Origin of the sequence: Thermoleptolyngbya sp. M55_K2018_002 (genome assembly GCF_015295965.1) — a bacterium.
GTDB lineage: Bacteria > Cyanobacteriota > Cyanobacteriia > Elainellales > Elainellaceae > Thermoleptolyngbya > Thermoleptolyngbya sichuanensis.
The window spans coordinates 1-26,822 of sequence record NZ_DVEA01000164.1; the positions used below are offsets into that span (position 1 = coordinate 1).

Consider the following 26,822-nt stretch of genomic DNA (forward strand, 5'->3'; position numbering starts at 1 on the left):
GGTCAAGTTTTTGCCCGCATTATCCAATCCACCACAGCCTCCTCAGCCTTTGTAGGCATTGGCGGCCCTATTAGTGGCGGTTCCAGAAATACCTACGACTTTACAATCCGTATGGCGCGGCTTGTAGGCAATTTGTTGCGCTAAAAAATCCTGGATAAGAGCGCTTCTTAGTCTTATCCAGGATTCAAAGCTGCATCAAATACTTAGCTAAACATTTAGCTCAATATTTAGCTCAATACAAAGCGTCAGCACCTATGCTGCGGGCTGCGTCTTAGAAGCTTTGCTGCGCTTTTTCTTGGCGCTGCGGGCCCAGCGCGTGAGGTGCCAGATATAGATAAACAAGAAGCCCGAAATTAGTGCGCTCAGATTCCACTTGGCAGAGCTTTCCATCAGGCGATTGCGGCGGCTTGCCTTTTCAATTTCAACCTGCTCCTGCATCCGCTCCTTGAATTGAGACAACTGGCTCAGCATTTGCTCCTTCGGCGCTCTGGCCGCATCGCCCTCCAGCGTTACGCCCTGGCTCTCCAAAAAGCCCTTGATTTGCTCGGCGCTAGCATCATTGATTTGCTTCTCGAAAGCCGCCACCTGCTCAAGCTGCTGGCTAAATTGGTTACTGATCAAATCCATGCTCTGGCTATTCAGCCGTAGCGTATTCGTCACGCCCAGCGGAACCAGAAGCAGCAGGAAAATACCAAACAGCATCGATACCCAAGAGAGGAACTTCAAAACAGGACGTTCCCACTTACTGCGAAACTGCATTTCCCCGAAAAAGATTAGCGCTGCTGCTAGCAGTGGAACGGGAACTCGCTCTACGATTGCACCCATTGTTTCAAACTCCCAGATGGGATTGGTGAATCGGGGCGGGAACAGAATCGTGAACAGGTCAAGCGTCGTTAGAACCAACAGTCCATACCCGGCCCAACGCAGCAGCACTGGGGAAAAGGGCTTGCTTGCGGGAGAGGGAGTAGGAGATTCGGGTTGGGCTTGAGTCATGGGATATCCTCCGAGTATGTCAATAACCGAGTGAAATGGGGTGAGAACAAGGGAGCCAAGAAGCGTCTCGCAGGCTTCAGGAAACGGGAAACTTAGGGAGTCGGAAACTGGGGTTGCCACCACGCCTGCCAGTCTGTCCAGGCGGCTTTGAGCTGCGGATAGACCTGATCCGCCGGGGTGTTTTGGAGTGGGGCGGACATCACCGTCCACAGACAGCGCCCATCTCGCAGCGTCTCTCGACCCAGCAGGACGGGCAGGGCCCGCTCTGGGCGCAAGTCGAGGGCGTAGCGGTTTTGCATAAACTGCGCCTCGGTGACGGTGCTAGAGCCACGAGGGTTGATGCAACTGGTGAGATGGGCGTGGGTTTCGTCAGCGTAGATGCTGTAGAATCCGCCTGAATCGTCTTGCTGAATCGTGGTGGGAAAGGCAACCGTCGGCGTTGACTTGCCGTACTTCAGCAGTAAATTGCGGACGCTGGGATCGGTGTTGACCAAGTATCGGATCTCGACGGCAAGAGCGCGATCGCCCTGCCTATAGCTATAGCGTTTGCCCGACACCATTTCCGCCTGGGCCTTTTCGGGAATTGGCAGCGCTGTTGCCGACTGGGCCTGCCAGCCAGGAAGGGGCACCTGCTCCGGGAAGTCAAATTCGGCCTTCGTCTGCCCATCAGTCGCGGGAAAAAGGAGCAAGCGCCCCAGCACCAGCACCACGCCCCCCAGGGTCAGCGCCACTAGCGGCAGCCGGACGTATTTCACAACCGGATTTTCGGTTGAGTTTGCAGATAAATTTGCAGTCATGAACGTGCTATCACAAAAGGGACTATGGCTCTTGCCATTCCAGCGGATCATCCAGCGGATCATCCAGAAACAGTTCCTCTTCCGCCGGATCATCACTGACCTCTGCCAGGTCAGTCCAGCGCTCTGCAACCTCCTGCCAGCGCAGCAGCAGCCAGCACACGCCGCCAAAAATCAGCACGGCAATCATGGAAAAGATGAGCGACCCAGTGCCTTCGTGCCAGTATTCAAACGCCTCTGGCTGAGACGACGCGACCAGATACGCCATCAAAGACACCCGCACCCCGTTAACTACAAAAGCGATCAACACCGCTAGCACAACTGCCAATCCGCGACGCAGCCAGTTCAAAGGGAACATCACCACAAACAAACCCGCCAGCGACAGCAAGTAAGTGATGCCCTCAATGCCAGAACAGCCAGGATAGACCTCAACTGACCCGGTGGGCAGGTGAATATTGACTCCATCGCGCACTACTTCAAACCCGCCATACCAAAGCAATGCCGTCGAAAATTTCGCCGTCCACAGCGTCGGGTCAAACAGCGGCGGAATAAACACCTTGGGCGCACCCAGACAAAACAGCAGCAACAGTTCTTGTCGATATTGCCCCAATCCGCGAAAACCAGAGGATAGGAGGGCTAATCCTAAACCAGCCGTGAGCGGTGCTAGCAGCAAAAACGCCTCGCCCGGAGTCGCCAAACTCCGCAACAGCACGAACGCAATCAGCATGGTCCCAAGCACGCTTGCGAGAATGCTGCTATCAAAGCGCAGTGTATGCTGGCGATCGCCCAACAGCGAGGTCAGCGCCGCAAAAAACAGAATGCTGCTGCCCAGCAAATCGACGTTATCAGCCCGCCAAACCAGCGTCAGGTGAATTGCAGCCAGCCCAGCAGCGATCGCCACCAGCCAGAACCGAAACTCAGTAACTGATCTGAAGTTCAAAGACGAAAACGTTTTCATACAAACTGTTAGAGGAGGTTCAAATCTGTTGTGCGAGGGTTCGCATTCAAACTTTGAACCGTACAACGCTAGTGTGCCCAAGTGCGATCGCTTCCTAACAGACGCAATATTTTGCGGCAATGCGCGCAATCCATAGGCGGGAAAAATCTCATTCAATGGGCCTAAATTTCCCTATCGGGCGATCGCAAAAGTGAGGAGGATGAGTACACAAACCGAACGGACTGGTGAAAAATACGGTCACCGGGGGCAATGAGGTCGCAGATTCGGATTTGTGCTTTCGCTGCAAAAGATTCTCCCTTCCTGTAGCCTGAAAACCCATCAGGACAATGCTTTCAGTCCCTTTTGCTGGTTGATGAACCCCTCACCGTACGGGTGATTTATTCAGGCAAAGTATTTAACTCATTAAAACCACACAAAACCCATACAATATCAAGGCAAAAGAGCCGCAATGCACCCCCTTAGAGGGCGGAAACTCGTACGTAATCTCCCTCTGTTTATCCGGGTTTTGCGAATGTTATTACCGAATGTAGATGGTCATTGACTCTGCGAACAAACCGCCTGGTTTGAATTTCGGATGACTATCGAGCAAAAGACCTCAGGAATGGAGCGTGCTGGATGGACAGCGTTAAGATTCTGAACGTGCAAATTGATAACCTGTCAACACAGGAACTACTGGAAAAGCTAACCAGCGGCGTTGTTTATACTCCCAATGTGGATCACTTGGTCAAACTGCAAAGAGATCCGTCCTTCTTTAAGGTCTACAATGACGCGGACTACCGGGTTTGCGATAGCAAGATCTTAATGTACGTCTCTCGCTTCCTGGGGTCCCCCATTCGCGAAAAAATTTCGGGGTCTGACCTGTTTCCCGCTTTTTACGAGTATCACAAGGACAATCCAGACATTCGCATTTTCCTGCTGGGGGCCAAGGAGGGCGTTGCGGCAGCGGCTCAGCAGCGGATTAACGCAAAAGTTGGGCGGGAAATCGTCGTGGCGACCCATTCGCCGTCCTTCGGGTTTGAAAAGGACGAAGCCGAGTGCGATCGCATCCTGGAAATGATTCGAGAGTCGGGCGCAACGGTTCTGGCTGTGGGGGTTGGCGCACCGAAGCAGGAGCTATTCATTCACAAGTACAAAGACCAACTGCCCAATATCAAAATCTTCCTGGCCATCGGGGCAACGATCGACTTTGAGGCAGGAAACGTTAAGCGATCGCCCAAGTGGATCAGTGAGGCAGGGCTGGAATGGCTCTATCGCCTCACGGCCGAACCCAAGCGGCTGTGGCGGCGCTACTTGGTCGAAGATCCGCTGTTTTTCTGGCTGGTGCTGCTGCAAAAGCTGAATGTTTACACCAACCCGCTCCGGCATAGCTCCAGCGACCTCGACCGCATCGACTACGGCACGCCCCGCGAGGCTCTGGCGGCTGAATAGGTTCCAGGTTTGTAGAATTGCTGAATCCAGCGAAAACGAGGAGAGGGAGTGCGGGAGCTAAGCTGCGGCACTCCCTTTTTTGTGCTTTTGCGCTTTGTGCCTCTGCTGCCCCTGCGCTGTGCTGACTTTTGCCCCTATTTCACCGGATGCTGTCCGTAAAAAGGTAGCGCGGCCGACCAGTGGGGGCGATCGCCCCTTTGCCAGTCTGCATAGGCCAGGGCGAGCAGGTCAGCGGCGGTGTGGGCGCAATCGCCATTTGCGTTGATGGGCTGCCAGGGAAAAGTCCAGGAGTCGAGGAGCGATCGCCAGTCCGTTTCCGTCAGCACGGCATCGGGATACACGGGAACGAGTTGGCGGGTCTGCGGCTGGCTGCGGTAAATTGCGCCAAACACTTCGCCGCGCTGGGCGGATAGCTGCACTGCCAGGTCGATTGTAGAATCTGTAGAATCATCGGGCATCTGGGCAGCGGCGGCATGGGCGACGGCCGCCAGCGAGGAAATGGCAAATAGCGGAATCTCCAACTGCTGCGCCAGCGTTCGTGCCGTGACCATGCCGATGCGCGTCCCCGTGAAGCCACCCGGCCCCCGCGCCACCGCCAGAAAGTCCAGATCTGCCCAGGTCTGCGGCGGCAAAAACGCCATCAGGCAGTCGTGCAGATGCGTAGACAGGGCCCGCCCCAAATCCCAGGTCTGCTGGCGCTGCACGTCATCGAAGTTGCTGAGCGCCAGACCCAGATTCGGACTGCTAGTGTGGAGGGCGAGGGCGGTGGGCATGGGGGGTTACAGACCAGCTAACTTTAGCTGCCAGGGTTGACGACAGTACCCATAAACAGGATGCTGCCTGTCTGATTATCCTGGATAGCATAGAAGAAGGGGCGATCGACCACCATCTGGAAGGGCGGATCGATGGGAGCAGAGGTGACTCCGATGCTGATGCCCGTGCTGCCTGCGGCTTCGGTGCCCTGCTCGTTGACCTCGATGAAGGTCTTGTGCTGTACGCGGTTGATGAAGGCCTGCGCGTCGATCATGGCGGAAAAGTCGGCCTGGTCTGGGTCGAAGGCGATCGCCATGCCCAGCGACTTGAGCGCGTCGTTCAGCCCCACGCTAAATTCCGTGTTGAACCGGGGCAGCTTAACCATGCCTTCGCGGCGGCGAAACTGGCTGCTCCAGGTCTGCCAGTTTTCGGCAGTGAGGGTCTGCTGGAAGGCTTCTAGGCTAGACGACTGCTTGGGCAAAAACACCACCATGCTAAAGCGGCGGTTGCCGTAGGGCAGGTTCACCGCTTGGAACTGGTCGGTTTCGGCGTAGACAAACTGCCCCGACTGCGACATCAGCGGATGATTGAGGCGATCGCCATTAGGCAGGGTAAACGGCTGCGTCTGCGTCATTGACGGGTTAAACGGGGCGCTCCAAGTGCCGTTGAAATAGATGGCGTTGACCAAAAACAGCACATCCTCTGGATTGAGCCGATCGACGATGGTGGGAATTTTGCCTTCGGTGCTGCGGCTGACCCACTCATTAATTACGCTGGGCGCATTCGGTTGGGAAAAGTCTAGGCTGGTGACCTCGGCGTTGTAGAACTCGCGATTCTTTGCCAAAAAGTCGGGCCGAAAATCTACCCCTTCCCGGCTCCAGAGGGAATTGGCGATCGCCAGCTTCACCTTCGGGTCGGCACTTTCCAGCAATGCCTCTAGTGCTGCATTGCCCTGATTCACGTCGTCCAAGCTCAGCCCTTCAAGCTGGAGCGCTTCGGCGATCGCCCGCTGGGTGTCGCCGCTGGCCCCGTTGTAAACCATCGACAGGGCGATCGCCACGCTTGACGGCGAAATCAGCACATTTTCACCCGGCGACTGGGCTGCCACTTCCGAAAACAGCTTGAAGCCAAAGCGGGTATTGGCCGCCACCAAACGCGCATCCACGGGTTGCTCCGTCACATCAGGGTTTTGGGAAATGGGGGATTCGGGCACCGACGGGATGGACGGCACGGGCGACGAATCGCCAGCGCGGGACTGATTCGCAGCACAACTCAGCAACCCAACAACGAGCAGGCTGCTCGCTAGCGCGGTGCCAATGGTCAACAGTGAGCGACGCATGTCTTGATTCTCCTTCAAATCAGCAGATGGGAACACTCCGCTGCAAAAACTTTCCACTTCTTTAGAATGGCAGCCGCCCCCTCGAAGTTGCCGCTGGTTTCGGTTTTTGCTACGCAATGTTGGGTCGCAGTTGACTAGGCGCGGGCGCAGTAGGCAGCAGCTTGGGCAAAAAAAACTGGCTTGCGAAAACAGCGATTCGCAGCCAGCCCAGTATCCCAAACTTTGCGTGTCGATACATTCAGGACTTACGCACTTGCAGTAAGCTTCTTGGGCTTTGGACGATTTCTCGCAGGCTGCGCCCGCGAGAAATCGTCCAACTGCGTAAGTCCTAATGTTGATAGATGTGTTGCCTAACCCGGTCTTTCCTCAGCGACTGCTGCGAACCAGCACTTCATAGCCACAGTCCAATTCCAGATCGGCAATTTTCTGCATTTGCTGGGGCGACATGACCGGGCCACTGTGCCCATCCACCGATTCCCAAAAACAAAATAAATCTGTCCGTGCGCCCATCTTCTGTAGCTCTCTTAGCGCCTCAGACCGGGGCGCTAGCTGCTGCAAAATCCAGTCGATGTGATGGCGCGAATCGTTGGAATCGACCGCATCTTTGGACGACAGAAACCAGCCGTTGAGCGAAGCAATGTGGGCCGGCTTGCCGGGGTGGCGCAGTTTGCCCTGCCACTGGCACAGCGTCGGCTCGATGCCCAAACGTTCGGTGACTTCGGTGGGGTCTAGATCGCCGGGATAAATCCGTAGAATTGCGTAGGTTCGCTTACAGGGGGCAGGAGGAACAGCGTACATGGAGGAGGCTCAAAAAGGTCAAGAATGGGCTGAAGACTAAACTGCATCGTAGATGTCCCTGAAGAGCGCCGGAGAACCGTTGTGAAAAAACGCAGGGGCTATATCTTTAATATTCTGCTAGATCTCTCCGTATTATTGCGGGGAAAGGGGCGATCGCCATCAAATCGCAACAAAATAATTAAGAATTCGTAAAGGGAGCGATCGCCCTTCCCGCCTGCGCTCACCGATTTGCCCCAATTCCTGCCCATAGCGGAGTTCCCAGCGCGATCGCGCCAGGGGGGCAGAAAAATGGAAAACCGAAGAACGAAGAACGAATGCAGAAGGTCTACAGGCCGGAGCGCACTGGGGGTTGTGCCAGAGGGATAGAGACGTGGCTCTAGACCGCGAAATCTCTGCCCTTTCACTACCCTTTCAAAAAGTCCACCAGTGCCTCGACCTTGGCCCAGGCGGCCCCACTGCTGAGGATATCCTTTGCTTGCACGATCCCTAGCCGCAGTGTTTGATCCAGGTCGTCGGTTGCGCCCGCGATCGCATTGCCTACCTTCAGGGCCAGGGCTGCGTTTAGCGCCACCACATCCTGCTGTGCCGCAGTGCCTTTGCCCTGAAGCACATTCCGCAAAATTTCTAGATTCTCCGCCACTTCGCCGCCGCGCAGGGCGCTGGTGGGGGCAGGCGACAGGCCCAGCGCATCGGGATTAACGGCGTGCGATCGCACGGTTCCCCCCGACAGCACGGCCATATCCGTCCAGTCTGCCAGCCCCGCCTCGTCCAGCTTTTCGCGCCCGTGCAGCACAATCGCCTCTTCCCGTCCAAGCTGCTGCAACGCCTGTGCCGCCGTTTCCACCAACTGCGGGCTGAACACACCCATCACCTGCCCCGTCGGCTGGAGCGGGTTTACCAGCGGCCCCAGCAGGTTGAACACGGTTCGTACCTTCAGCGTCTTGCGGATGGGCGCGACGGCCTTCATCGCCGGATGCCAGCCGGGGGCAAAGAGAAACGTAATGCCGACTTCCCGCAAGGCAGCCCGAATTCGCTCTGGCGGTGCGCCCAGGTTCACGCCCAGCCCTTCCAGCACATCCGCCGACCCGACGCGACTGGAGGCCGCCCGGTTGCCATGCTTGGCCACCGCCACGCCTGCCGCTGCCGCCACAAAGGCCACGCAAGTCGAAATATTGAACGTGGACGCGCCATCACCGCCCGTACCGCAGGTGTCAATTAGCGGCGTGGGCAAATCTGCATCCACCGTTTTGCCAAGAGACTGCGCCTGAAGCACCCGCGCCATGCCTGCCAGTTCGCCCGCCGACACGCCCTTCGCCTGGATTGCCGCTAGGATTGCCCCAGACAGCGCGGGCGCAATCGACTCCGATAGCCAGCCCTGCATCAGGTCTGCGGCCTGGTCTGCATCGAGCGATCGCCCATCGAGCAGTTGTTGCAGCAGGGGCGACCAGTCGCGGTCTGGGGCCGAGGGACTGGAGGATGCATCGGGCGTGCTGGTGGAGGAGGGGGATGCAGCGTTGCTCATAAGTATTGTTCGGCGGTTGTCCTTGTGCAAACTAGATTACTTTACACCGTCACCCCAGGGGCGATCGCGGCTAATTTGTGGTGCAGCTTCGCAATACCGCAGCTTCGCGATGTAGACCCAATATAGGGAAGCTCAACCTTGAGAGAACCGTTTCCAAATAGTGGCTTGTCTTACACTTATGGCAAGTTCAAAATAACCAGTTCAAAATAACTAGTTCAGGACTTACGCACTTGCGATGAGTTTTCTGGGGCTTGGATGATTTCTCGCGGGTGCAGCCCACGAGAAATCATCCAACTGCGTAAGTCCTACAGTTCACAAAAGTAAAAATTCCTGGCGCTGTGATTCTGGCAAGACTTTGCTGGGTCTCATACGCTTCAAGATACGCTTCAAGGTACATTGATATGCTTTGGGAGAAGCCTTTATGAGTGTATTTGTATTAGTTCACGGGGCCGGATCTGGCGCGTGGGTGTGGTACAAAGTAAAGCCGTTGCTGGAGCAGCACAGCCACACGGTAATTGCACCCGATCTGCCGGGACATGGCAAAGATAAAACGCCCCTTGCTGACGTGACGCTAGCCGCCTACGTGGAGCGGGTTTGCCAGATCCTGAACGAACAGCCAGAACCCGTGGTGCTGCTAGGGCACAGCATGGGCGGCGGGATTATCACTCAGGCAGCAGAATATTGTCCCGACCGGATTCGCACGCTGGTATATTTGGCGGGCTACTTGCCAGAGAACGGGCAGACGATGCTGGGCATTAGCCAGGAAGATACCGAAACGCTGCTTCTGGCAAATGCCGTCTTTTCAGAAGATCAGCTTGCGGTGTCGTTTCGTCCAGAGGCGCTGAAACAGGTCGGCTATGGCGATTGCTCCGACGAAGATATGGCGCTGGTTCAGGCGCTGCTAATTCCGCAGGCAGCGGCTCCCATGACCACACCGATATCCACCACGCCCGAACGGTTTGGGCAGGTGCCCCGTGTTTATATCGAATGTCTGCAAGACTATACAATTGGCCCGGCCACCCAGAAGCGGCTCTATACAGCGCTTCCCTGCAAAAAGGTGATCTCGATGGACACTAGCCACAATCCTTACCTGTCTGCCCCCCAGACGCTTGCTGAGCACTTGCTTGCTCTGGCATAAGTTCGCGCTGGCATAAGTTCGCGCTGGAAGGCACTGCCTCACCGCTGTTGTGCATTGGTTGGGCGATCGCTCTACTGTGCCTGCTTGTTTATCCCCATTAACCCTTCAACAAGTTGAGCAATTTCAGAAACAAATTAATGCCAATCCCGCGGCACTGGCTGACCATCTCTGGGTGGAAAAATCACCTAGACCCTGAAGAATATAAAGCGACAAGTTTCAACTTAGGCGAGGGTTAGAACCCGTACTGCCCTTACCCCTCCCGCGCAAGACTGGGCATGAGGGTATTTCAAAACCATCGTCAATAGCGGCCCGAATGCAGGATAATGAATAGGTTTTAGTCGAGGCATTCCGCACGATCTTTCCCGGACTGCCCGACAACGCTGCAACCCTGATTCATCTATTCCTCTAAATCCTGACTTCCATGCGTACTCATTACTGCGGTCACCTGCGAGCAACTCACGTTGGAGACACTGTTACCCTTTGTGGCTGGGTGGATCGCAGACGAGATCATGGCGGCGTGATTTTTGTCGATTTGCGCGATCGCACGGGCATTGCCCAGATTGTCAGCGATCCAGAACGCACGCCCGAATCCTACAAACTAGCCGACAGCCTGCGAAACGAGTATGTGGTAAAGATCACGGGCCGCGTCACCCAGCGCCCGCCGGAATCGCTCAACCCCAAGCTGGCCACGGGCGAAGTCGAAATCTATGCCGACCAGATTGAAATTCTCAGCGCGGTGCGAAAGCAGTTGCCCTTCCAGGTGTCCACTGCGGAGCAAGAACCCGTGCGCGAAGACCTGCGGCTCAAGTATCGCTACCTCGATCTGCGGCGCGAACGCATGAGCCGCAACCTGCAACTGCGCCATGCGCTCATCAAAACCTTCCGCCGCTTTTTGGAAGACGAAGCCCACTTTATGGAAGTGGAAACACCCGTGCTGACCCGCTCCACTCCGGAGGGAGCGCGGGATTACCTGGTGCCCAGCCGCGTCAATCCAGGCGAGTTTTTCGCGCTGCCGCAGTCGCCGCAGTTGTTCAAGCAAATCCTGATGGTGGCAGGGTGCGATCGCTACTATCAAATTGCCCGCTGCTTCCGCGACGAAGACCTCCGCGCCGACCGCCAGCCCGAATTCACCCAACTGGACATGGAGATGAGCTTCATGACCCAGGACGAAATTCTGTCGCTGAACGAAGAAATGGTCTGCCAGGTGTTCAAAACCCTGAAGGGCATTGACCTGCCGCGCCCCTTCCCGCGCCTCACCTACGCCGAAGCAATGGGCCGCTACGGCAGCGACAAGCCCGACACCCGCTTTGGGCTAGAGCTAGTGGACGTGTCGGACGTGGTGCAGGATATGGGCTTCAAAGTCTTTGCCGATGCGGTGAGCAAGGGCGGCATTGTGAAAATCTTGCCGATTCCCGGTGGCAATGATGCGATTTCCAACGTCCGCATCAAGCCCGGTGGGGACCTGTTTAACGAAGCGACGACGATGGGCGCGAAGGGCTTGGCCTTCATCCGCGTTGGCGAAGATGGCGAAATTACAACGATCGGCGCGATCAAAGACAACCTCATCGACGAGAAAAAAACGGAAATTCTCCAGCGGACAAACGCGAAACCTGGACACCTGCTGCTGTTTGGCGCAGGCGACACCGATACCGTAAACAAAACGCTCGACCGCCTGCGGCAGGTCATTGGCAGAGAACTGGGGCTGATTGACCCGGACAAGATTAATCTGCTGTGGGTCGTGGATTTTCCGATGTTTGAGTGGAACGCCGAGGAAAAGCGCCTCGAACCGCTGCACCACCCCTTCACTGCGCCCCATCCCGACGACCTGAGCGACCTGAAAACCGCCCGCGCCCAGGCCTATGACCTGGTTTACAACGGCTTCGAGGTGGCAGGGGGCAGCCTGCGGATTTATCAGCCGGACTTGCAGCAGCAGGTGTTTGAGCTAATCGGCATTGGGCCCGACGAAGCCCGCGAAAAGTTTGGCTTTTTGCTAGAAGCCTTTGAATACGGCACGCCGCCGCACGGGGGCATCGCCTATGGGATTGACCGCTGGGCCATGCTGCTGTCGGGCGAAGAGTCGATCCGCGATGCGATCGCCTTCCCAAAAACCCAGCAGGCCCGCTGCCTGATGACCAATGCGCCTTCCCCAGTAGACAACAAGCAGCTCAAGGAACTGTCGATTGCGAGTACCCACAAGCCCAAAAGTTAGAACTTTGGACGCATCTGGCTGGATTGTTGCACCTAAGCTGCACCTAAGTTGCACCTAAGCTGCATGTAGGTTGCACCTAAAACGCTGCACCAAAAGTTGCACCTAAAGCGCACTTAAAACACTTCCACCTAAAACGCCAGACTCAGAGCCGATCCCTGGTCTGTCTTCGTTACCTCGATGTGGGTCTGGAAGGCTTCCTTGAACCGGGGCATGTGGGTGACGGTGAGGATGCAGGCAAAATCGGGGGCGATCGCCTGAATCGCAGCAATCAGGCGATCGCAGCCTGCGTCGTCCTGCGTGCCAAAGCCTTCATCCACAATCAGCATTTGCATCGCCGTGCCCGACCGCTGCGACAACAGCCGCGCCAGCGCCAGCCGGATCGAGAAATTCACCCGGAAGGCTTCGCCGCCGGAATAGGTTTCGTAGGGGCGCGTGCCGTTGGCATCGGCAATCAGGATATCCAGCGTGTCGATCAGGCCTTGGGGACTGGTGGATTTCCCCTTCCGGCGGGCCCGCTGCGTCACAAACCGAATATGCAGTTGATGATTGCTCAGCCGTCCTAGAATCTGGTTTGCCTCTGCCTCTAGCTGCGGCAGCACATTTTCGATCATCAGCGCCTGAATGCCGTTTTTTCCAAAGGCTTGGGCTAGCTCGTGATAGACCTGGCGCTGGCGCTGGAGGTTGCGCTGCTGAATCAGCAAATCTGCCTGCTGCTGCTCTAGGGCTGCAAGTTGCTGAATCTGCTGTTCCAGTCGTCCCAAATTGGCCAGCCCCGCATCAAGCTGGGTGCGCCGCTGCTGTATCTGCTGTTCTAGGGTGGCGATCGCCCTTGCGGGGTCGGGCGTGGCCTCGATTTGCTGCACCAGCGCCCGGATGTCTGCGGAGAGTGTGTCTAACAAGTGCGATCGCTCTGTCAGCCGCGCCGCCAGATCCTTCACCTGCTGCTGCACCTGGGGATACTGCTGCTGTGCCTGCTGAAGCTCCTGATGGCGCAACTGCCACACTTGCGCCAGCCGCAGCGCATTTCGCAGCGTGGTGTGGCGCTTCAGGTTATAGGCGATCGCCTCGATTTGCTGCTCCAAGTCGCGAATCTGCCGCTGCAACACCGACTGGTTCAGCAATTCCGCCCGCTGCTGTTCTACAGTTGCCAGTTGCGCCTCCAACTCTGGCTGCTGAGCGAGTAGCTGCTGGAGCCGCTTTTGCGCCTGCTTTAGCTCCGCGTGTTTGATCTCTGCCCAGCGCCAGCGATCGACCTCGCCCCGCGCCAGGGCATGGTCGCGATCATCGTATTGAAGCTGCGCCAGGGTTTCATCCAGCAGGCGCAACTCTTCGTGCAGGTCAGGAGCATAGTCGCCCGTTTGCAGCGATCGCCCCAGATCCGCCTCCTCCTGCGCCAACTGTTGCAGCCGCGCCTCGACAGTCGCCCTGTCCTGCACCTGCTGCTGAAGCTGACCTTGCAGTTGCAAAACATCGCTATAGTCCGCCAGTTCCTTTTCTAGATCGCGATATTCTTGGCGCAACACCTGAATTTCGCGCTCCGAAACGGCAAGCTGTTCTCGAATCACCCAAAGCTGGTCATAAAGCTCCTGCTTTTCGGCGTGATGCCGCTCCATCACCACCGCCCAGTGATGCTCATCCAGCGGGCGATCGCACAGGGGACACGGCGGAAAACTGCCCTGGGAACCTGGCTGCTCCTGGCCATGAACCATTAACGCTGCATCCGGCAGCACCTTGAGCGTCGTTCGCTTTGGTTTTCCGCGACGTTTTCGGATGCCCGCCGAATCAGAACGCTCCGCCTCCAGGGGGACAGAAGAGAGTTCTGAAGATCGTTCAGAGGCTCGTTCAGAGGCCCGTTCCGAAGAAGTCCGCTGCGGCTCTAGAGAAGAGGCAGGCTGGGCGATCGCACCAGGCATCTGCTGCTGAAGCAACGCCATTTTATTGTCCAGCCCCGCCACCTGCGCCTCTAGTTCGCGCTGACGTTCCTGGAGCCGTTCCATAAAGGTACGCCGCTCCATGCCTTTCTCGCGCAATTCCTGCTGATAGCGACGGCGATTTTCCAAATACGCGCTCCGTTCCATGATCGCGGTTAGCGCCTGACAAGCCTGAGCCTGCTGACCCTGCTGCTGAAGAAGCTGTTGACGGGTCGTTTGATATTCTTCTAAACGGGCCTGGAGCCGTGCCTGGGCGCGATCCAATGTGGCACGAATCTGCTGCTGGCGCTGCATCAGGGGGGCAGCCTGGGACTGAAGCTGGTCTAGCTGCACCAGCCGCTCTCGCGCCATTCGCAAGTTTTCTAGAGCAGTGTCGAGGTCAGGCGCTTTTGCCAGAGTGTGCTGCAACTCCTGGATCTGCTGCTGGAGGGTGTCGCGCTGAGCTTGGAGGCGCAAGTGCTGATCTTGCAATGCGGCAAGCTGGGTGTTCAGTTGCTGCTGGAGCTGGTCGCGCTGGGCGATCGCCGCTTGGTGAGCATGAAACTTGGCGGACTGAATCTCTTCCTCGGTTTGTAGGCTGTGAAACTCGGTATAGCCTGCGGTGATTTCGTCTGCCTTTGAGAGGGTCGCTTCGAGCGATCGCAACTGCTGCTGTGCCGCTGCCAAGTCCTGCTGGAGTCGCTGGCCGTCTTGCCGCAACCGCTGCTCTTGCTGCTGATGCAGGTGCAACTGCTGAGTCCAAGTGCGGCGCTGCTGCTGCACGGCTTGCAGTTGGTGTAGTGCATCGGTGTCGCTGGTTTGATCTTGCTGCCAGGTGTCGATGGTCGCCCTCAGCGCTTTGCACTCTGCCGATAGAGACGCGCCCGCCTCTAGCTGCTGTGCCAGGGTTTCTAGCGATCGCTCCAGCACGTCTAGCTCTGCTTTGGCCAGGCGCGATCGCTCTCGGGCCGTTTCCGCCGCTTCGTCATACTGATCCAGCTTCAGCAAGTCGGCAAGAATCTGCTTGCGCTCGCCCGGTCGTTTGAGCATAAACTCGTCTGCTCGCCCCTGTCGCAAATAGGCCGAGTTGACAAAGGTTTCATAATCCAGCCGCAGGTGTTGCAAAATCAACTGCTGCGTTGCCCGCATTCCCCGCTCCGTCAGCGGCCGGAACCCCGTCGGCGTTTCGATCTGAAGCTCCAGGCTGCTGGTCTGCCCGCGCACCCGCGTCCGCAGCACGCGATAGGTCTGCTGGCGACAGCTAAAGGTAAACTCCACCTGGGCTTCGGTTTCGCCCTGGTGAATTACGTCGTCTTCGTGAGTTGCGCGGCTTTCGCCCCAAATTGCCCAGGCGATCGCCTCCAGCAGCGACGACTTGCCCGCTCCATTTTGCCCACACACGCACGCTACATGCAGCCCTCGAAAGTCGAGCGCCGCCTGCCGATAGCTGAGGAAATTTTTGAGTTTTAATTGCAGCGGAATCATGAACCCACGCCCAGCCCTGATCCCAGTGTAGCAGTACGGGCGATCGCAAGTACAGATGCTCGGAAATCACAGATTCGGCAAGCCCCAGCTTAGCCCGACCACAATCCAAAATCGCCAGTCCCAAATCGGATGTTGGCGGCCCCTGTCCTGCAATCCTGGCAGAAGCAGCATGGAGGAAACTCTGACTTGGGATAGTCGCGGCGATCGCCCTTGTTCCTCGAAATTTTGCCCCTGTGGACAGTCTTGACAGTTTTAAGTTAAAGTTGTAGTGAGTTTGCATAAGAGGTTGGAGCCTGCTGAAAGCCTCACTGCCCAGACGTTCCTTGCTCAGCAAGTCAGCCCAGGTTAATGAGAATCGCAGGGTGGCTGCCCTCATGGGGTACGCCCCCAGTAGATTTACCAGTAGATTTACCAGTAGATTTATCAGCCAGTTCTCCGCTCAGATCCCTGATCAGCCCCCCGTATGAGATGTATCAACAGCGACTCGAACCTCTGGACTAGAATTAAATAAAGCCGGATCAAAAAAGCCAGATCAAACCATCTCAAATCATCCATTCATCATCCGTTAACGCCATCTAACGCCATCTTGATAACCCGCTGGTTAAAGCTGCCACGTCGAGACTATGAATCCTGAAACTGCTGACCGCAAACCCATTCGCTCGCTAGAAGACGCTCTCAATCGCTGTCAGCTATTGGGAATGCGCCTCAGCAAGCAGCGCCGCTTCATTTTGGAGTTGCTCTGGCAGCAGCAGGAACACCTCTCGGCCCGCGAGATTTATGATCGCCTCAACCAGCAAGGCAAAGACATTGGCCACACTTCTGTTTATCAAAATCTGGAGGCGCTGTCTGAGCAGGGTATTATCGAATGCGTCGAGCGCTCCGACGGACGGCTCTACGGCAACATCAGCGATCCCCATAGCCACGTCAATTGCCTGGATACCAACCAAATCTTGGATGTTCATGTTGACCTGCCCGCTGAGCTGATCGAACAAATTGAGCAGCAAACGGGCGTGAAGATCACAGGCTATTCCATCGACTTTTTTGGCTACAAGCAACCCCAAGAGTCTTGAGTGACGGGGTGTTGGGGTGGTGAGGCGAGAAGCGGAGAAAGAAAAAACGAAAAATGAAGAACGAAAAACGAAGAGAGAAAAACGGTATCTCTTCGTTCTTCTCTCTTCTCTCTTTCCTCCCTCCACCGCTCCGTTACTGCCAAGCCTGGGCGATCGCCCCTTGTTCTTCTTCGCTCAGCATCCAGCCCAGCGCTCCGGCATTTTGGGCGGCTTGGCTGGCGTTCTTTGCACCCGGAATCGGCACCACATTGCCCTGAGCAATTAGCCAGTTGAGCGCCACCTGTGCCGGAGTGCGGTCATATTTTTGCCCAATTTCTTTGAGCAGACCCACCTTTGGCGCGAGTTTTTCCAGACCCTCCCGGCTAAAACGCGGGTCGAGCCTGCGGGCCCCTTGGGGTGGCATGTCGGTTTCGGGCGTGTATTTACCCGTCAGCAACCCCTGCGCCAGCGGACTGTAGGCCAGAATCGTCACGCCCAGTCGCCGTGCCGCATCCATCACGCCATTGCGCTCGATCTGCCGCGCTAGCAGGGAATATTGCACCTGGTTCACCGCCAGGGACACACCGCGCTGCGCCAGCAGGTCATACGCCCGCTGCATCTGCTCAGCGGAGTAGTTGCTCACGCCGACAGACTTGATGCGACCCTGCTGCACCTCATCGGCCAGGGCATTCATCAGCGTTGGCTGCCCCATCAAAAAGTCGAAGGGCCAGTGAACCTGATACAAGTCCACCGTGGGCACTTGGAGCCGCTTGAGGCTGGCAGTGAGGGCATCGGCCACTGCACTTCCCCAAATCCGCCAGGGCAGAGGAAAGTATTTCGTTGCCAAAATCACGGGCTGCTGGAGTTCCTTTGCAAAGCGCCCAATCAGCCGCTCGGATTCACCCAGTCCATAAATTTCAGCCGTATCAAAGAAGGTTACGCCAGCCTCGACCGCAGTTTTAAAGGCATCGCGCAATGCGGCTTCGTCGTAGTCGCTGCCGTAGCCCCAATAGAGCTTGTCGCCCCAGGCCCAAGTGCCAATACCGAGGGCAGGAACCGTGGGGCCGCTGGGGCCGAGGGTGAGGGTTTGCATTGCATCAGTCATGGGTTCAGGTCGTTTCAGAGTGCTGGTTGCAGGTGTGGGCTGGAGGCAAGATTCGGGGGCAAGATTCGGAGGCAAGATTCGGGAACAGGATTTGAGGGCAGGGTTCGGGGGAATGCAGGGTTCGGGGGAATTCTGCAAACCCGTTATCTTGAGTGTATCGTTACATTTCGCAACTTTGGGGCAGTGGGATTTGAATAGAGTCGAGCATTTGTAAATGGACTTAACGTTTGAACTATTGAGCGGGGTTAAGCTGTGTAAAATTGGTGGAACTTAGGCGATGTGAATGGATGGGGCAATGAAGATCCTGGTTCTGGCATGGGAGTTTCCGCCGCGCATCGTGGGAGGAATCGCTCGCCATGTCTCGGAACTGTTTCCCGAAATTGTGAAGCTGGGGCATGAGGTTCACCTGCTGACGGTGGAGTTTGGGCAAGCGCCCCACTATGAGGTAGTGGAAGGGGTGCGGGTGCATCGCGTCCCGGTGACGGGTGGACACGACTTTTTTCATTGGGTGGTGAACATGAACGAGAGCATGGGCCGCCACGGCGGGAAACTGCTCTCAGAAGATGGCCCCTTCGACCTGATCCACGCCCACGACTGGCTGGTGGGCGATGCGGCGATCGCCCTCAAACACGCCTTCCGCATTCCCCTGATCGCCACCATCCACGCTACCGAAGCCGGTCGCCACAACGGGCTACACAACCCCACCCACCACTACATCGCAGGCAAGGAAAAGCTGCTGGCCCACGAGGCCTGGCGGCTGATTGTCTGTACGCAATATATGCAGCGGGAAGTGGAGCGTGTGCTGCATTGCCCTTGGGACAAAACCGATGTCGTGTTCAATGGCATTCGCCCAGAGAAAAAGCCCGCCCGTGATGAGTTTGACTGGCAGACCTTTCGCCGCCGCTATGCCACCGATGACGAGCGAATTGTTTACTACGTTGGGCGCATGACCCACGAAAAGGGGGTTCACAATTTGCTCAGCGCTGCGCCCAAGGTGATTTGGGAGATGGGCGGCAATGCCAAGATCATCCTCATCGGCACGGGCTATACCGACCATCTGAAGCGGCAGGCGTGGGATCTGGGCATCTGGCACAAGTGCTATTTCACTGGGTTTATGTCCGATGCCGACCTGAACCAGTTTCAGGCGATCGCCGACTGTGCCGTATTTCCCAGCCTCTACGAACCCTTCGGCATTGTGGTGCTGGAAAGCTTCGCCGCCCGCGTGCCCGTCGTGGTGTCCGACACGGGCGGACTCCCGGAAGTCGTGCAGCACCGCAAAACGGGCATCGTCACCCAGACCAACAATCCCGACTCCCTCGCCTGGGGCATTTTGGAAGTGTTGCGCCATCCCGAAGAATCCAAAGTGCTGGTGGAAAACGCCTACATCGACCTGGTGCAGCGCTTTCGCTGGGAAGACCTGGCCGCCCAAACTGAAGCCATCTATCGCCGCGTCGTCCGCGAACGCAAGACGGTGCATTGGTAGGCGTTAGCGGCTGCTGGCTGTTGGGAAACTTAGGGTTCAGGGGGTTGGGGTATGGAGCGTATTGATTCTCGATTTTAGAGTTGCGATTTTAGAGTCGCGATTTTAGAGTCGCGATTTTGGGTCTGCAATTTTGACTTGCGATTGCGATTTTGGAGGGCTGGTCAAGCGTCGGCAGGGCTTCCAGCAATTCCATTCGCAGCGCCACTTTCGCAGCCCCACTTCGGAGAATTGATAGGAGTTCTGCATCCCTAATCCCTGACACCGCTCAGGGGCATTTCGATGACACGATCCAAAAGACGCAAGCGCTGGCTGCTGCTGCTTCCGGCGGGGCTGTTGCTGGTGGCAGGGCTGAGCCTATGGCGGCGAGGCGTGGCGCAGGCCCCGCTGCTGGAACCGTTGCCGCAAGATCCGCTGATTCAGGCCTATTTCAACCAGTCGCAGGCGGCGCGTTATCAAGACCCCTATCGGGGCGTGGAGCGGCTGGGGGACGATCTGGAGCAGGTGATTGTGGACGGCATTCTCTCGGCGCGGCGATCGCTCGATGTGGCGGTGCAGGAATTGCGGCTGCCGCGCATTGCCGAAGCCCTGGTGAAACAGCATCGGGCGGGGGTGCGGGTGCGGGTGATTGTGGAAAACAACTATCGGCGGCCGCTGAGCCAGGTGTCGGGGGCAGAGACGGGGCGGATGACGGAGCGCGATCGCACTCGGTATCAAGAGGCGCTACGGCTGATGGACGAAAACGGCGACGGTCGCGTTTCGCCCCAGGAGGCAGCGCGGCGCGATGCCCTAGTGATGCTGGAAACGGCCGGCGTGCCGCTGATAGACGACACGGCGGATGGCTCCAAGGGCAGCGGGCTGATGCACCACAAGTTTGTCGTGGTGGATGGTCAGGACGTAATCGTCGGGTCGGCAAACTTCACGACCTCGGACATTCACGGTGACTTTGGCGCACCGGACAGCCGGGGCAATCCCAACCATTTGCTGCGGATTCAGAACATCGCGCTAGCGCAGATTTTCACCGACGAATTTAACCTGATGTGGGGCGATGGGCCCGGCGGCCGCCCCGATAGTCGCTTTGGGCTACAGAAACCCGCGCGATCGCCCCGTTCAGCGTTGCTTGCGCCGACCTCGCGGGTGACAGTACAGTTTTCGCCCACCTCGCCCACCCAGCCCTGGCAGATCAGCGTCAACGGGCTAATTGGGCGGGCCCTGTCAGCTTCGCGGCGACAGGTGGATCTGGCGCTGTTTGTGTTTTCTGACCAAAACCTGGGCAGCACGCTGGAAGCACAGCATCAAAAAGGCGTTCAGGTGCGGGCGCTGATCGACCCCGGCTTTGCCTTCCGCTATTACAGCGAGGCACTGGACATGATAGGCGTGGCGCTGCCTGATTCCCAGTGTCGGATTGAGAAAGGGAATAAAACTTGGGAGAGGGCGATCGCCACCGTAGGCATTCCCACCCTGCCAGAGGGCGACCTGCTGCACCACAAGTTCGCCGTTATCGACCAGCAGCGCGTCATCACTGGCTCCCAAAACTGGAGCGCCGCCGCCAACCACAACAACGACGAAAACCTGCTGGTGATCGACAACGCCACCGTCGCAGCCCACTTTCAGCGAGAGTTTGAGCGGCTGTATGCTATGGCGGAACTCGGTATTCCTGGGTGGCTTCGGCAAAAAGCACAGCAAGAGCAGACCCGCTGTGGGCTTGCTCCTGCAAATGCTAGACATCGCTCTGAAGAAGATTTAGATGCGGAATAGAAGCGGAATCAAAGCAATCTCTCAGAGACAGGCGTTAGACCCGATCAGGCCTTGTCGTCGTCTTCATCCAAGTCGTCTTCATCCAAGTCCTCTTCATCCAATTCATCCAAGTCGTCGTCTAAGTCTTCTTCGTCCAGTTCTGCTGCAAGGTCAGCTTCATCCTCTGCCACCGCATCGTCTTCTAGTTCGTCTTCTAGCTCGTCTTCGGCCAGAGCGGCGGGTTCGTCATCGGCTAGCTCGTCTACTGCGTCCTCCTCTGCGGGGGCATCGGTTTCTGGGTCTGCTGCGGGGGCGATCGCCGCTTCCGTCTCCACGGCCTCTTCGACCTCTAGCGCTTCGTCATCGTCTTCTTCGTCATACTCTTCCTCTAGCGCTTCCTCTTCTGCCCGTTTGGCCGCGGCGGCTTCCTCTGCCAAACGGCGCTGTTCTGCCAGTTCAGCAATCTTCTGGTTTTCGGCTTCATAGTCATACTTCGCCGTGTCCTTAATGTCGATCTTCCAGCCCGTCAGCCGCGCTGCCAGTCGCACGTTCTGCCCTTCCTTGCCGATCGCCAAACTAAGCTGATCTTCGGGAACCAGCACATGGGCCTGACGGCTTTCGGGATCAACCAAGCGCACCTCATCCACCCGCGCCGGACTCAGCGCATTGGCAATGTACGTTGCAGGGTCGGGCGACCAGCGAATCACGTCAATCTTCTCACCGCGCAGCTCGTTCACCACCGCCTGAATCCGAGATCCGCGTGCGCCGATGCAGGCTCCCACCGGGTCTACGTCGCGCTCTAGGGTATCCACAGCAATTTTGGTGCGCGGGCCGACGGAACGCGAGGGCGGATTGGCTTCCCGCGCCACCGCCACGATTCGCACGATCTCGTCCTCGATTTCCGGCACTTCGTTGGCAAACAGGTCTACCACCAGCCCTGCGTCGGCCCGCGATACCAACAGTTGCGGCCCGCGATGGGACCCTTCCGACACGCGCTTCAACAGCACCTTAAACACAGCATTGGCGCGATAGTTGTCGTTGGGAAGCTGGTCGCGCTTCAGCAGTTCCGCCTCCACCTCCGGCTGTCCAAACCCGCTGCTCACTGCCATAATCACCGACTGCCGCTCAAACCGCAGCACCCGCGCCTGGGGCAGCACAGTTCCTTCTAGGTCTTGGAATTCTTCCTGCACCAGCTTGCGCTGCTGATCGCGCAGCTTTTGTGCCAGGACTTGCTTGGTCTGGATCGCCGCCATCCGCCCAAACTCGTTCTGATCCGGCGTTACGTCCAGCACCACCGTATCGCCCAGTTGCGCTTCTGGAGCCACTTCCTGCACTTCTTCCAGGGCAATCTGGTGGTCGGGGTTGTCCACGGTTTCCACGATCGCCTTAGTGGCCAGCACTCGAAACCCTTCGTCTTCAATGTCTAGCTCCACCTCAAAGTTGTTGAAATATTCTTCGTCAAAAATCGACGTATCGGGTCGGTGCGTCCGGCGATAGCGCTCATAGCCCTTTAGCAGCGCCTCCCGCAGCGCCGCCTGCACTGCGTGTTTCGGCAGGTTGCGCTCGCGGCTGATGCCGTCAATCATTTCTTGTAAACCGGGCAGGGTAACCATGGACATGATTCAGTTCTCCGTGGGTATTAAGTTTTGGAAGTTTGAGTATTTTGGGAAGTTTGAGTATTTGATGAGGAGACAGGCGGCTGAGTGTTTCTGTGAGTCAAGTACCAAAAGAATCCACTGCACAAATGGTAGATGCATACAGAACAGACGTTATCCCCGCTTCTCATCTAGCTGCACCTTGCTGACCAGATCGCGGGGAATGGCGATCGCCCGTCCCTTCTGGCTCAGGTGAATTGCGTCGTCGTCTCGCTTGATCAGTTGACCGTTCCAGGTAGTACGTCCCTCGTAGGGGGCACTGGTAGACACAATCACCGCAAAACCTTTGAAGGAGATAAACTCCCGGTCGGTGGTGAGCGATCGCGAGATACCCGGACTCGACACCTCCAGCACGTAGGCATCGGGAATCAGATTCGCCTCATCCAGCACCACCTCCAGCGCATGGCTCATGCGTTCGCAGTCCTCCAGCCCCGTGTCTTGCTCCAGGTTGCGGATATCGATCCGCAGCACGGGCGGGTTTTGGTTGGTGTGAAACACGGCTCCGACCACTTCCAGCCCTAGCGGTTCTGCGACTGGCGAGGCCAGGGCGAGAATGTCGGGGATGAGTGGGTGTGCCATAGGAAGGGGTGAGGGAATTGAGATTTTGGATTTTGGATTTTGGATTTTGGGTTTTGGGCTTTGAACCTTGGCCCTTGGTGTTTGAATTCCTGAGGAACTCAAAACGAACATAAAAAAAGCGGGTGCGGAACCCACTTCTGACAACGTTGCGTCCTGAAGATGATGCAGGACATAACGCCTTCATCATGCTGCTAGTGTAGCGCAATTCAGAAATTGGCGGCAGACTTCGTTACCTAGCGCAAAGTCCTTGCCCCACGCGGGATTGCTACGCTGCACAGGCTTGTTCGCCCAGTCGATTGATGCAGAGCGCTTTTTCGGCGGCCGTTAACTCCTGCAATTTCACGTCGCGCCGCAGCAATAGCCCATTATGTCCCACCAAAAAGCGGGGCAGGCTTTCCGGTTTTAAGACCTGAAAGGCCTCCATGTCGTAGGTGGTGTAGGTCGTCTTTTCGGCGTTGTTAAAGTTGATATCCACAACCGTCAGGGTTTTGCGGGGCGGCAGGTTGTGGTCGATGTATACGCGGCCGCCTGACCCCAACAAACCGGAGTAGAGCAGTTGCAGCTTGCCTCGGTGGGCAGGATAGTAGGCGTGGTGGTGGCCGCTGATGTAGGTGTGGACGTTGTATTTTTCTAGGAGCGATCGCAGTTGGTCGGCGTTATCCAGCACTTCGCCGGGTTTGTCGCGGCCCTGGGCGATGCCATACAGCGGCAGATGTCCCAATACGATTCTTAACTGGGCAGACTGAGCCGCTTCGCTGGAGAGTGCCTGCTCGGCCCATTGCAGGGTTTCGGGCAGAATTTTGCTGCCAGAGCCGTCCCACACCAGGAAAAACACGTCGCCCTTCTCGCTACTAGTGGTAAAGCTGTAGGAGAAGGGATAGTCAGCGCGATCGCCAAATTTTAAGCCCGGACTGTGGGCCGGGTTTTTCCAATACTTTGCTGCCGCATCGCGCTCCCGCTGAAACCGAAACCCGCCCGCACCCTGCGCGTTTGACGCATCATGGTTGCCTAGAGTGAAGCCGAAGGGAACGCCAAACCGCCGCAGCGGAGCCGCCACATGCTGATCAAACGCTTGCCACATGGCAGGAAAGGCTTCGTCGGGCAGGGTCGCCTTTTGCCCTGCGATCATGTCACCGCCGCACAGCACCAAATCGGGCTGCCAGAAGGGAACGAGGGCGATCGCCCGATCCACTTCCTTGGAGTAATGCGTCGAGCCGTAGGCCTCGTTCAAATCGCTGATCACCACCAGCCGCACGTCGCCCCTCGGCGGGTTGGGCAAATCCGGCAGCCCGTCCAGCACCGCCTGAGTTTCCACAGGCAGATCCGGCGGGTCGGATGGCACGGTCGAGCGTGCAGACGGCGAAACCCGCAGCGCACTGGGAACTTGCGTCGTCGGGGACTGCGTGGCCTGGGGCGACCGGGGCTGACAGGCATACAGCCCCAGCGCCAACCCCAATCCCAACAGAGCCAATAGCCCCCAGCGGAGGGGCAGGGTTCTCCAGCTTGCGCCGCGCCAAAATCTCATGTTCATCTCGTAGTTAGAGATTATTGCAATGGGATAAAGCCGCTCTGCTGCACGATTTGCTGCCCCGAAGACGACAGCGCCATGTCGATAAACTGCTTCACTGCGGGGCTGGTTTGCCGCCGAGCGACCAGAAAGACAATCCGACTGATGGGATAGGTGCCGTTTTTCACAGCGGCAATGTCTGTCGGCTGCACGCCGTCAATCGGCACAATTCGCACCGTCTGCTGATTCACCACCTGCTGCACAGTGCTATAGCCAATGCCGTTATTGCCCAGCGCCCGCAGCATTGGCGTGGTTTCGTCGCGAGGCAGCGTGGTGAAATTGGGCCCCTCTGGCGCAAAGTCGCCGCCCAGCAGCACCACATCCTTAAAGAAGCTCTGGGTGCCGCTGTCGTTGGCGCGGTTAATTACTTTAATCGGCGCATTGGGGCCGCCCACTTCCGACCAGTTGGTAATCTGCCCCTGATAAATCCGCTTTAGCTGATCCAGCGTTAGCCCGCCAGTGTAGGGGTTGTCTCTGCCCACCACTACCGCCAGCGCATCACGGGCAATCGGCACCCCCACCAGCCCTGACTGGGCTTCTGCCGCGTTCAACGGGCGAGAGCTGGCCGCCAGGACAACAGTGCCATTGGCGAGATTCTGAATTCCCGCATTCGTTCCGTTGGGGCGGCCGTCGGGTACGCCGTAGGTCGTCGGCAAGCCCGGATTGATCTGGGCATAGGCAAGCTGGAGCCGTTTCATCAGCGACACCATTGTCACGCTGCCGTCAATCGTCAGCACTGCCGGATCTGGGACGGAAGTATCGAGATTTGTTGTACCGCCCGCAGCAGGCGGCGGAGAAGCGGGGCTGGGTGAGGCGGGATCGGGTGCATCGGGGCTGGTGGCTATGGGCGAGTTGCCGCTACCATTGCCGTTCAAAAACTGCCTGCCAAAGAACCAGAGTCCGCCGCCGATCAGCCCAACGGTGACCATCAGGGCGACGAGAAGAGCAGCAATATCGTTTTTCCCTTGAGACATAGATTGCGGGGATCAGGGATGAGGGGGACGTTGCGGTTAAGGCTGGGAGAGGAATGCCGAGCTTTCTAGACGCTTAGAGTCCAGGTTATGGAATCTAGAAATGGCGATTCGCGAAGCGATCCCTAAGGGAATCGCCTCTAGTCTACTCAACCAATTCCACAACTGAACACGTCAATAGACTACAGCGACACGGTACAGCAGCAGATCACAGCGACAGACTACAGCTACCGACAATCCCCTGCACCCCAATTCTGGAATGCTCCGCGTCCCTAGATCTCCCCTGCTCTCCTCTACCGCCCATGCGTCGGACAAGGCGGAGCCGAGACCGATCGATCTAGCCAGCCCGCCGCCTGCTGCAACCTCGCCAGCGCTTCTTCCGGCTGATCCTTCAGCAGATATACCAGCGCGGTAGAAGCCTGCTCCAGGGCGCGGGCCTTGCGGTTTGCCTTGAGGCGATGCCAGTCATTGGGGGCGATCGCCATTCGCTGCAAAAGCGCCTGCGCCAGTTCCAGATCACTAAACTGAGCCAAGTCGCGGGTTTCAGGAGAGAGCATCGGTTCATTAATCAGCGGATCGCCTGGGTGCAGTGGCTCCGGAAGGGTCTTTGTAGCGGTCTCAGTCTTCCCAGAATCAGACATCGCAAGTTTCCTAAACGCTTATCTTCAGCCTAACCGCTTTGCGACCGCGAGACAGCGCAACTGGAACTGATCAGCGTTGCCGAAACGCCAAAACCCAGTTCACGCTTCTGCACCAACCGTCGCATCGAGGCGAAAGCGGGCGATTTTGAACACTTCCTGGAGGGCAGTTTGCAATTCGGCTGCGCGGGAGTTTTGCAGCCGTTCCTCAAAGGCAGCGAGAATGCTGGCTTTGGTGTGCGATCGCACGGCAATGATAAACGGAAAGCCAAACTGCTCAGTGTAGGCTCGATTGAGCTGGTGAAAGCGGCTGTATTCCTCCGGCGAGAGGCGGTCTAGCCCTGCGCTTGCCTGCTCCTGCACAGAGGCTTCGGCCATGGCGGCGCGGCTGCCCAGATCGGGATGCGCCCGCAGCAGCGCCAGTTGCGCCTCGGTGCTGTCTGCTTGCACGACTGCGACCATTGCCCGATGCAGGTCGTCCACGGTGTCAAAGGGGCGCTGATGCCACGCTTTGGCGGCGATCGCCGGAGTGTTTTCAAAAATTGCCCCCAGCGCGGCTACAAACGCCTCCTGGGACATTGCGTTGAGTTCAGATAAAGACAGCATTCGGAACGATAAAGTTCGGAGCAGTGTGATGGTAGCACTGTTTGGCAGCGGTGGAGGGAGGGAAGAGGGAAGAGAGAAGAACGAAGAACGAAGAACGAAGAACGAAGA

At 57.4% G+C, this 26,822-nt stretch carries 21 protein-coding genes; 6 read left to right on the forward strand and 15 right to left on the reverse strand.

Features of this window, described 5'->3' with window-relative positions; genetic code table 11:
* Nucleotides 1-252: 252 nt before the first annotated feature.
* The 3 genes from IGS51_RS08240 to crtA all read right to left on the reverse strand — a co-directional run bounded on the left by IGS51_RS08240 (nucleotide 253) and on the right by crtA (nucleotide 2,745).
* Complete coding sequence (locus tag IGS51_RS08240; RefSeq protein ID WP_172355457.1) at nucleotides 253-993, reverse strand: HpsJ family protein; 741 nt, start codon at nucleotides 991-993, stop codon at nucleotides 253-255.
* Nucleotides 994-1,085: 92 nt separating this feature from the next.
* Nucleotides 1,086-1,790 carry a cyanoexosortase A system-associated protein gene (locus tag IGS51_RS08245; protein WP_297077936.1) on the reverse strand — a complete coding sequence of 235 codons (705 nt, stop codon included), beginning with the start codon at nucleotides 1,788-1,790 and terminating at the stop codon, nucleotides 1,086-1,088.
* Nucleotides 1,791-1,812: 22 nt separating this feature from the next.
* Nucleotides 1,813-2,745, reverse strand: coding sequence for a cyanoexosortase A (crtA, locus tag IGS51_RS08250; protein WP_297077938.1), 933 nt, complete (start codon nucleotides 2,743-2,745; stop codon nucleotides 1,813-1,815).
* A 615-nt stretch (nucleotides 2,746-3,360) separates the two neighbouring features.
* On the opposite strand from crtA, the gene IGS51_RS08255 reads away from it, so the two are divergent.
* Entirely contained in the window at nucleotides 3,361-4,173 is an 813-nt protein-coding gene (locus IGS51_RS08255; protein ID WP_297077940.1) for a WecB/TagA/CpsF family glycosyltransferase, read from the forward strand.
* Between the two features lie 134 nt (nucleotides 4,174-4,307).
* On the opposite strand, the gene tsaB is transcribed toward IGS51_RS08255, so the two are convergent.
* From tsaB to trpD, 4 genes are all read right to left on the reverse strand, one after another.
* The gene (gene tsaB, locus IGS51_RS08260; protein WP_297077942.1) at nucleotides 4,308-4,946 is read right to left on the reverse strand and encodes a tRNA (adenosine(37)-N6)-threonylcarbamoyltransferase complex dimerization subunit type 1 TsaB; all 639 of its coding nucleotides are present in this window, start codon (nucleotides 4,944-4,946) and stop codon (nucleotides 4,308-4,310) included.
* A 23-nt stretch (nucleotides 4,947-4,969) separates the two neighbouring features.
* Entirely contained in the window at nucleotides 4,970-6,265 is a 1,296-nt protein-coding gene (locus tag IGS51_RS08265; protein ID WP_297077944.1) for a serpin family protein, read from the reverse strand.
* 366 nt (nucleotides 6,266-6,631) lie between these two features.
* Nucleotides 6,632-7,063, reverse strand: coding sequence for a DUF4279 domain-containing protein (locus IGS51_RS08270; RefSeq protein ID WP_297077946.1), 432 nt, complete (start codon nucleotides 7,061-7,063; stop codon nucleotides 6,632-6,634).
* A gap of 403 nt (nucleotides 7,064-7,466) precedes the next feature.
* The gene (trpD, locus tag IGS51_RS08275) at nucleotides 7,467-8,585 is read right to left on the reverse strand and encodes an anthranilate phosphoribosyltransferase (RefSeq protein ID WP_297077948.1); all 1,119 of its coding nucleotides are present in this window, start codon (nucleotides 8,583-8,585) and stop codon (nucleotides 7,467-7,469) included.
* A gap of 421 nt (nucleotides 8,586-9,006) precedes the next feature.
* Between trpD and IGS51_RS08280 the strand changes: the two genes are divergently transcribed.
* Together IGS51_RS08280 and aspS are read left to right on the forward strand one after the other, a co-directional pair.
* The gene (locus IGS51_RS08280; RefSeq protein WP_297077950.1) at nucleotides 9,007-9,723 is read left to right on the forward strand and encodes an alpha/beta fold hydrolase; all 717 of its coding nucleotides are present in this window, start codon (nucleotides 9,007-9,009) and stop codon (nucleotides 9,721-9,723) included.
* Between the two features lie 421 nt (nucleotides 9,724-10,144).
* Nucleotides 10,145-11,932 (forward strand): aspartate--tRNA ligase, encoded by a 1,788-nt coding sequence (gene aspS, locus IGS51_RS08285; protein ID WP_297077952.1) that lies wholly within the window; start codon nucleotides 10,145-10,147, stop codon nucleotides 11,930-11,932.
* Nucleotides 11,933-12,060: 128 nt separating this feature from the next.
* Here the strand turns inward: aspS and IGS51_RS08290 are convergent, their stop codons facing one another.
* On the reverse strand, nucleotides 12,061-15,327 hold the full coding sequence (locus IGS51_RS08290) for an AAA family ATPase (RefSeq protein WP_297077954.1): 3,267 nt from the start codon (nucleotides 15,325-15,327) through the stop codon (nucleotides 12,061-12,063).
* A gap of 623 nt (nucleotides 15,328-15,950) precedes the next feature.
* Between IGS51_RS08290 and IGS51_RS08295 the strand changes: the two genes are divergently transcribed.
* Nucleotides 15,951-16,397: a Fur family transcriptional regulator gene (locus tag IGS51_RS08295; protein WP_297077956.1), complete on the forward strand. Its 447-nt coding sequence runs from the start codon at nucleotides 15,951-15,953 to the stop codon at nucleotides 16,395-16,397.
* Nucleotides 16,398-16,530: 133 nt separating this feature from the next.
* Here IGS51_RS08295 and IGS51_RS08300 read toward each other — a convergent pair whose 3' ends face one another.
* Complete coding sequence (locus tag IGS51_RS08300) at nucleotides 16,531-17,469, reverse strand: aldo/keto reductase (protein ID WP_367279290.1); 939 nt, start codon at nucleotides 17,467-17,469, stop codon at nucleotides 16,531-16,533.
* A gap of 307 nt (nucleotides 17,470-17,776) precedes the next feature.
* On the opposite strand from IGS51_RS08300, the gene IGS51_RS08305 reads away from it, so the two are divergent.
* Nucleotides 17,777-18,964, forward strand: coding sequence for a glycosyltransferase family 4 protein (locus IGS51_RS08305; RefSeq protein ID WP_205370737.1), 1,188 nt, complete (start codon nucleotides 17,777-17,779; stop codon nucleotides 18,962-18,964).
* Nucleotides 18,965-19,243: 279 nt separating this feature from the next.
* Nucleotides 19,244-20,719 carry a phospholipase D-like domain-containing protein gene (locus IGS51_RS08310; RefSeq protein WP_297077961.1) on the forward strand — a complete coding sequence of 492 codons (1,476 nt, stop codon included), beginning with the start codon at nucleotides 19,244-19,246 and terminating at the stop codon, nucleotides 20,717-20,719.
* Between the two features lie 44 nt (nucleotides 20,720-20,763).
* Here the strand turns inward: IGS51_RS08310 and nusA are convergent, their stop codons facing one another.
* The 6 genes from nusA to uraD form a co-directional block, all read right to left on the reverse strand.
* Nucleotides 20,764-22,317, reverse strand: coding sequence for a transcription termination factor NusA (gene nusA, locus IGS51_RS08315; RefSeq protein ID WP_297077964.1), 1,554 nt, complete (start codon nucleotides 22,315-22,317; stop codon nucleotides 20,764-20,766).
* A 150-nt stretch (nucleotides 22,318-22,467) separates the two neighbouring features.
* Nucleotides 22,468-22,932: a ribosome maturation factor RimP gene (rimP, locus tag IGS51_RS08320; RefSeq protein ID WP_297077966.1), complete on the reverse strand. Its 465-nt coding sequence runs from the start codon at nucleotides 22,930-22,932 to the stop codon at nucleotides 22,468-22,470.
* A 265-nt stretch (nucleotides 22,933-23,197) separates the two neighbouring features.
* A complete protein-coding gene (locus IGS51_RS08325) occupies nucleotides 23,198-24,463 on the reverse strand; it encodes a metallophosphoesterase (protein WP_297077968.1) in 1,266 nt (421 codons plus the stop codon).
* A gap of 14 nt (nucleotides 24,464-24,477) precedes the next feature.
* Complete coding sequence (locus tag IGS51_RS08330) at nucleotides 24,478-25,473, reverse strand: phosphate ABC transporter substrate-binding protein (protein WP_297077969.1); 996 nt, start codon at nucleotides 25,471-25,473, stop codon at nucleotides 24,478-24,480.
* Between the two features lie 290 nt (nucleotides 25,474-25,763).
* Complete coding sequence (locus IGS51_RS08335; protein ID WP_297077974.1) at nucleotides 25,764-26,027, reverse strand: DUF6439 family protein; 264 nt, start codon at nucleotides 26,025-26,027, stop codon at nucleotides 25,764-25,766.
* 183 nt (nucleotides 26,028-26,210) lie between these two features.
* On the reverse strand, nucleotides 26,211-26,714 hold the full coding sequence (uraD, locus tag IGS51_RS08340; protein ID WP_297077971.1) for a 2-oxo-4-hydroxy-4-carboxy-5-ureidoimidazoline decarboxylase: 504 nt from the start codon (nucleotides 26,712-26,714) through the stop codon (nucleotides 26,211-26,213).
* Nucleotides 26,715-26,822: the final 108 nt, after the last annotated feature.

Coding starts and splice junctions, on each gene's coding strand:
- IGS51_RS08240 (WP_172355457.1), bottom strand. CDS start 993: ATGACTCAAGCCCAACCCGAATCTCCTACTCCCTCTCCCGCAAGCAAG.
- IGS51_RS08245 (WP_297077936.1), bottom strand. CDS start 1,790: ATGACTGCAAATTTATCTGCAAACTCAACCGAAAATCCGGTTGTGAAA.
- crtA (WP_297077938.1), bottom strand. CDS start 2,745: ATGAAAACGTTTTCGTCTTTGAACTTCAGATCAGTTACTGAGTTTCGG.
- IGS51_RS08255 (WP_297077940.1), top strand. CDS start 3,361: ATGGACAGCGTTAAGATTCTGAACGTGCAAATTGATAACCTGTCAACA.
- tsaB (WP_297077942.1), bottom strand. CDS start 4,946: ATGCCCACCGCCCTCGCCCTCCACACTAGCAGTCCGAATCTGGGTCTG.
- IGS51_RS08265 (WP_297077944.1), bottom strand. CDS start 6,265: ATGCGTCGCTCACTGTTGACCATTGGCACCGCGCTAGCGAGCAGCCTG.
- IGS51_RS08270 (WP_297077946.1), bottom strand. CDS start 7,063: ATGTACGCTGTTCCTCCTGCCCCCTGTAAGCGAACCTACGCAATTCTA.
- trpD (WP_297077948.1), bottom strand. CDS start 8,585: ATGAGCAACGCTGCATCCCCCTCCTCCACCAGCACGCCCGATGCATCC.
- IGS51_RS08280 (WP_297077950.1), top strand. CDS start 9,007: ATGAGTGTATTTGTATTAGTTCACGGGGCCGGATCTGGCGCGTGGGTG.
- aspS (WP_297077952.1), top strand. CDS start 10,145: ATGCGTACTCATTACTGCGGTCACCTGCGAGCAACTCACGTTGGAGAC.
- IGS51_RS08290 (WP_297077954.1), bottom strand. CDS start 15,327: ATGATTCCGCTGCAATTAAAACTCAAAAATTTCCTCAGCTATCGGCAG.
- IGS51_RS08295 (WP_297077956.1), top strand. CDS start 15,951: ATGAATCCTGAAACTGCTGACCGCAAACCCATTCGCTCGCTAGAAGAC.
- IGS51_RS08300 (WP_367279290.1), bottom strand. CDS start 17,469: ATGCAAACCCTCACCCTCGGCCCCAGCGGCCCCACGGTTCCTGCCCTC.
- IGS51_RS08305 (WP_205370737.1), top strand. CDS start 17,777: ATGAAGATCCTGGTTCTGGCATGGGAGTTTCCGCCGCGCATCGTGGGA.
- IGS51_RS08310 (WP_297077961.1), top strand. CDS start 19,244: ATGACACGATCCAAAAGACGCAAGCGCTGGCTGCTGCTGCTTCCGGCG.
- nusA (WP_297077964.1), bottom strand. CDS start 22,317: ATGTCCATGGTTACCCTGCCCGGTTTACAAGAAATGATTGACGGCATC.
- rimP (WP_297077966.1), bottom strand. CDS start 22,932: ATGGCACACCCACTCATCCCCGACATTCTCGCCCTGGCCTCGCCAGTC.
- IGS51_RS08325 (WP_297077968.1), bottom strand. CDS start 24,463: ATGAACATGAGATTTTGGCGCGGCGCAAGCTGGAGAACCCTGCCCCTC.
- IGS51_RS08330 (WP_297077969.1), bottom strand. CDS start 25,473: ATGTCTCAAGGGAAAAACGATATTGCTGCTCTTCTCGTCGCCCTGATG.
- IGS51_RS08335 (WP_297077974.1), bottom strand. CDS start 26,027: ATGCTCTCTCCTGAAACCCGCGACTTGGCTCAGTTTAGTGATCTGGAA.
- uraD (WP_297077971.1), bottom strand. CDS start 26,714: ATGCTGTCTTTATCTGAACTCAACGCAATGTCCCAGGAGGCGTTTGTA.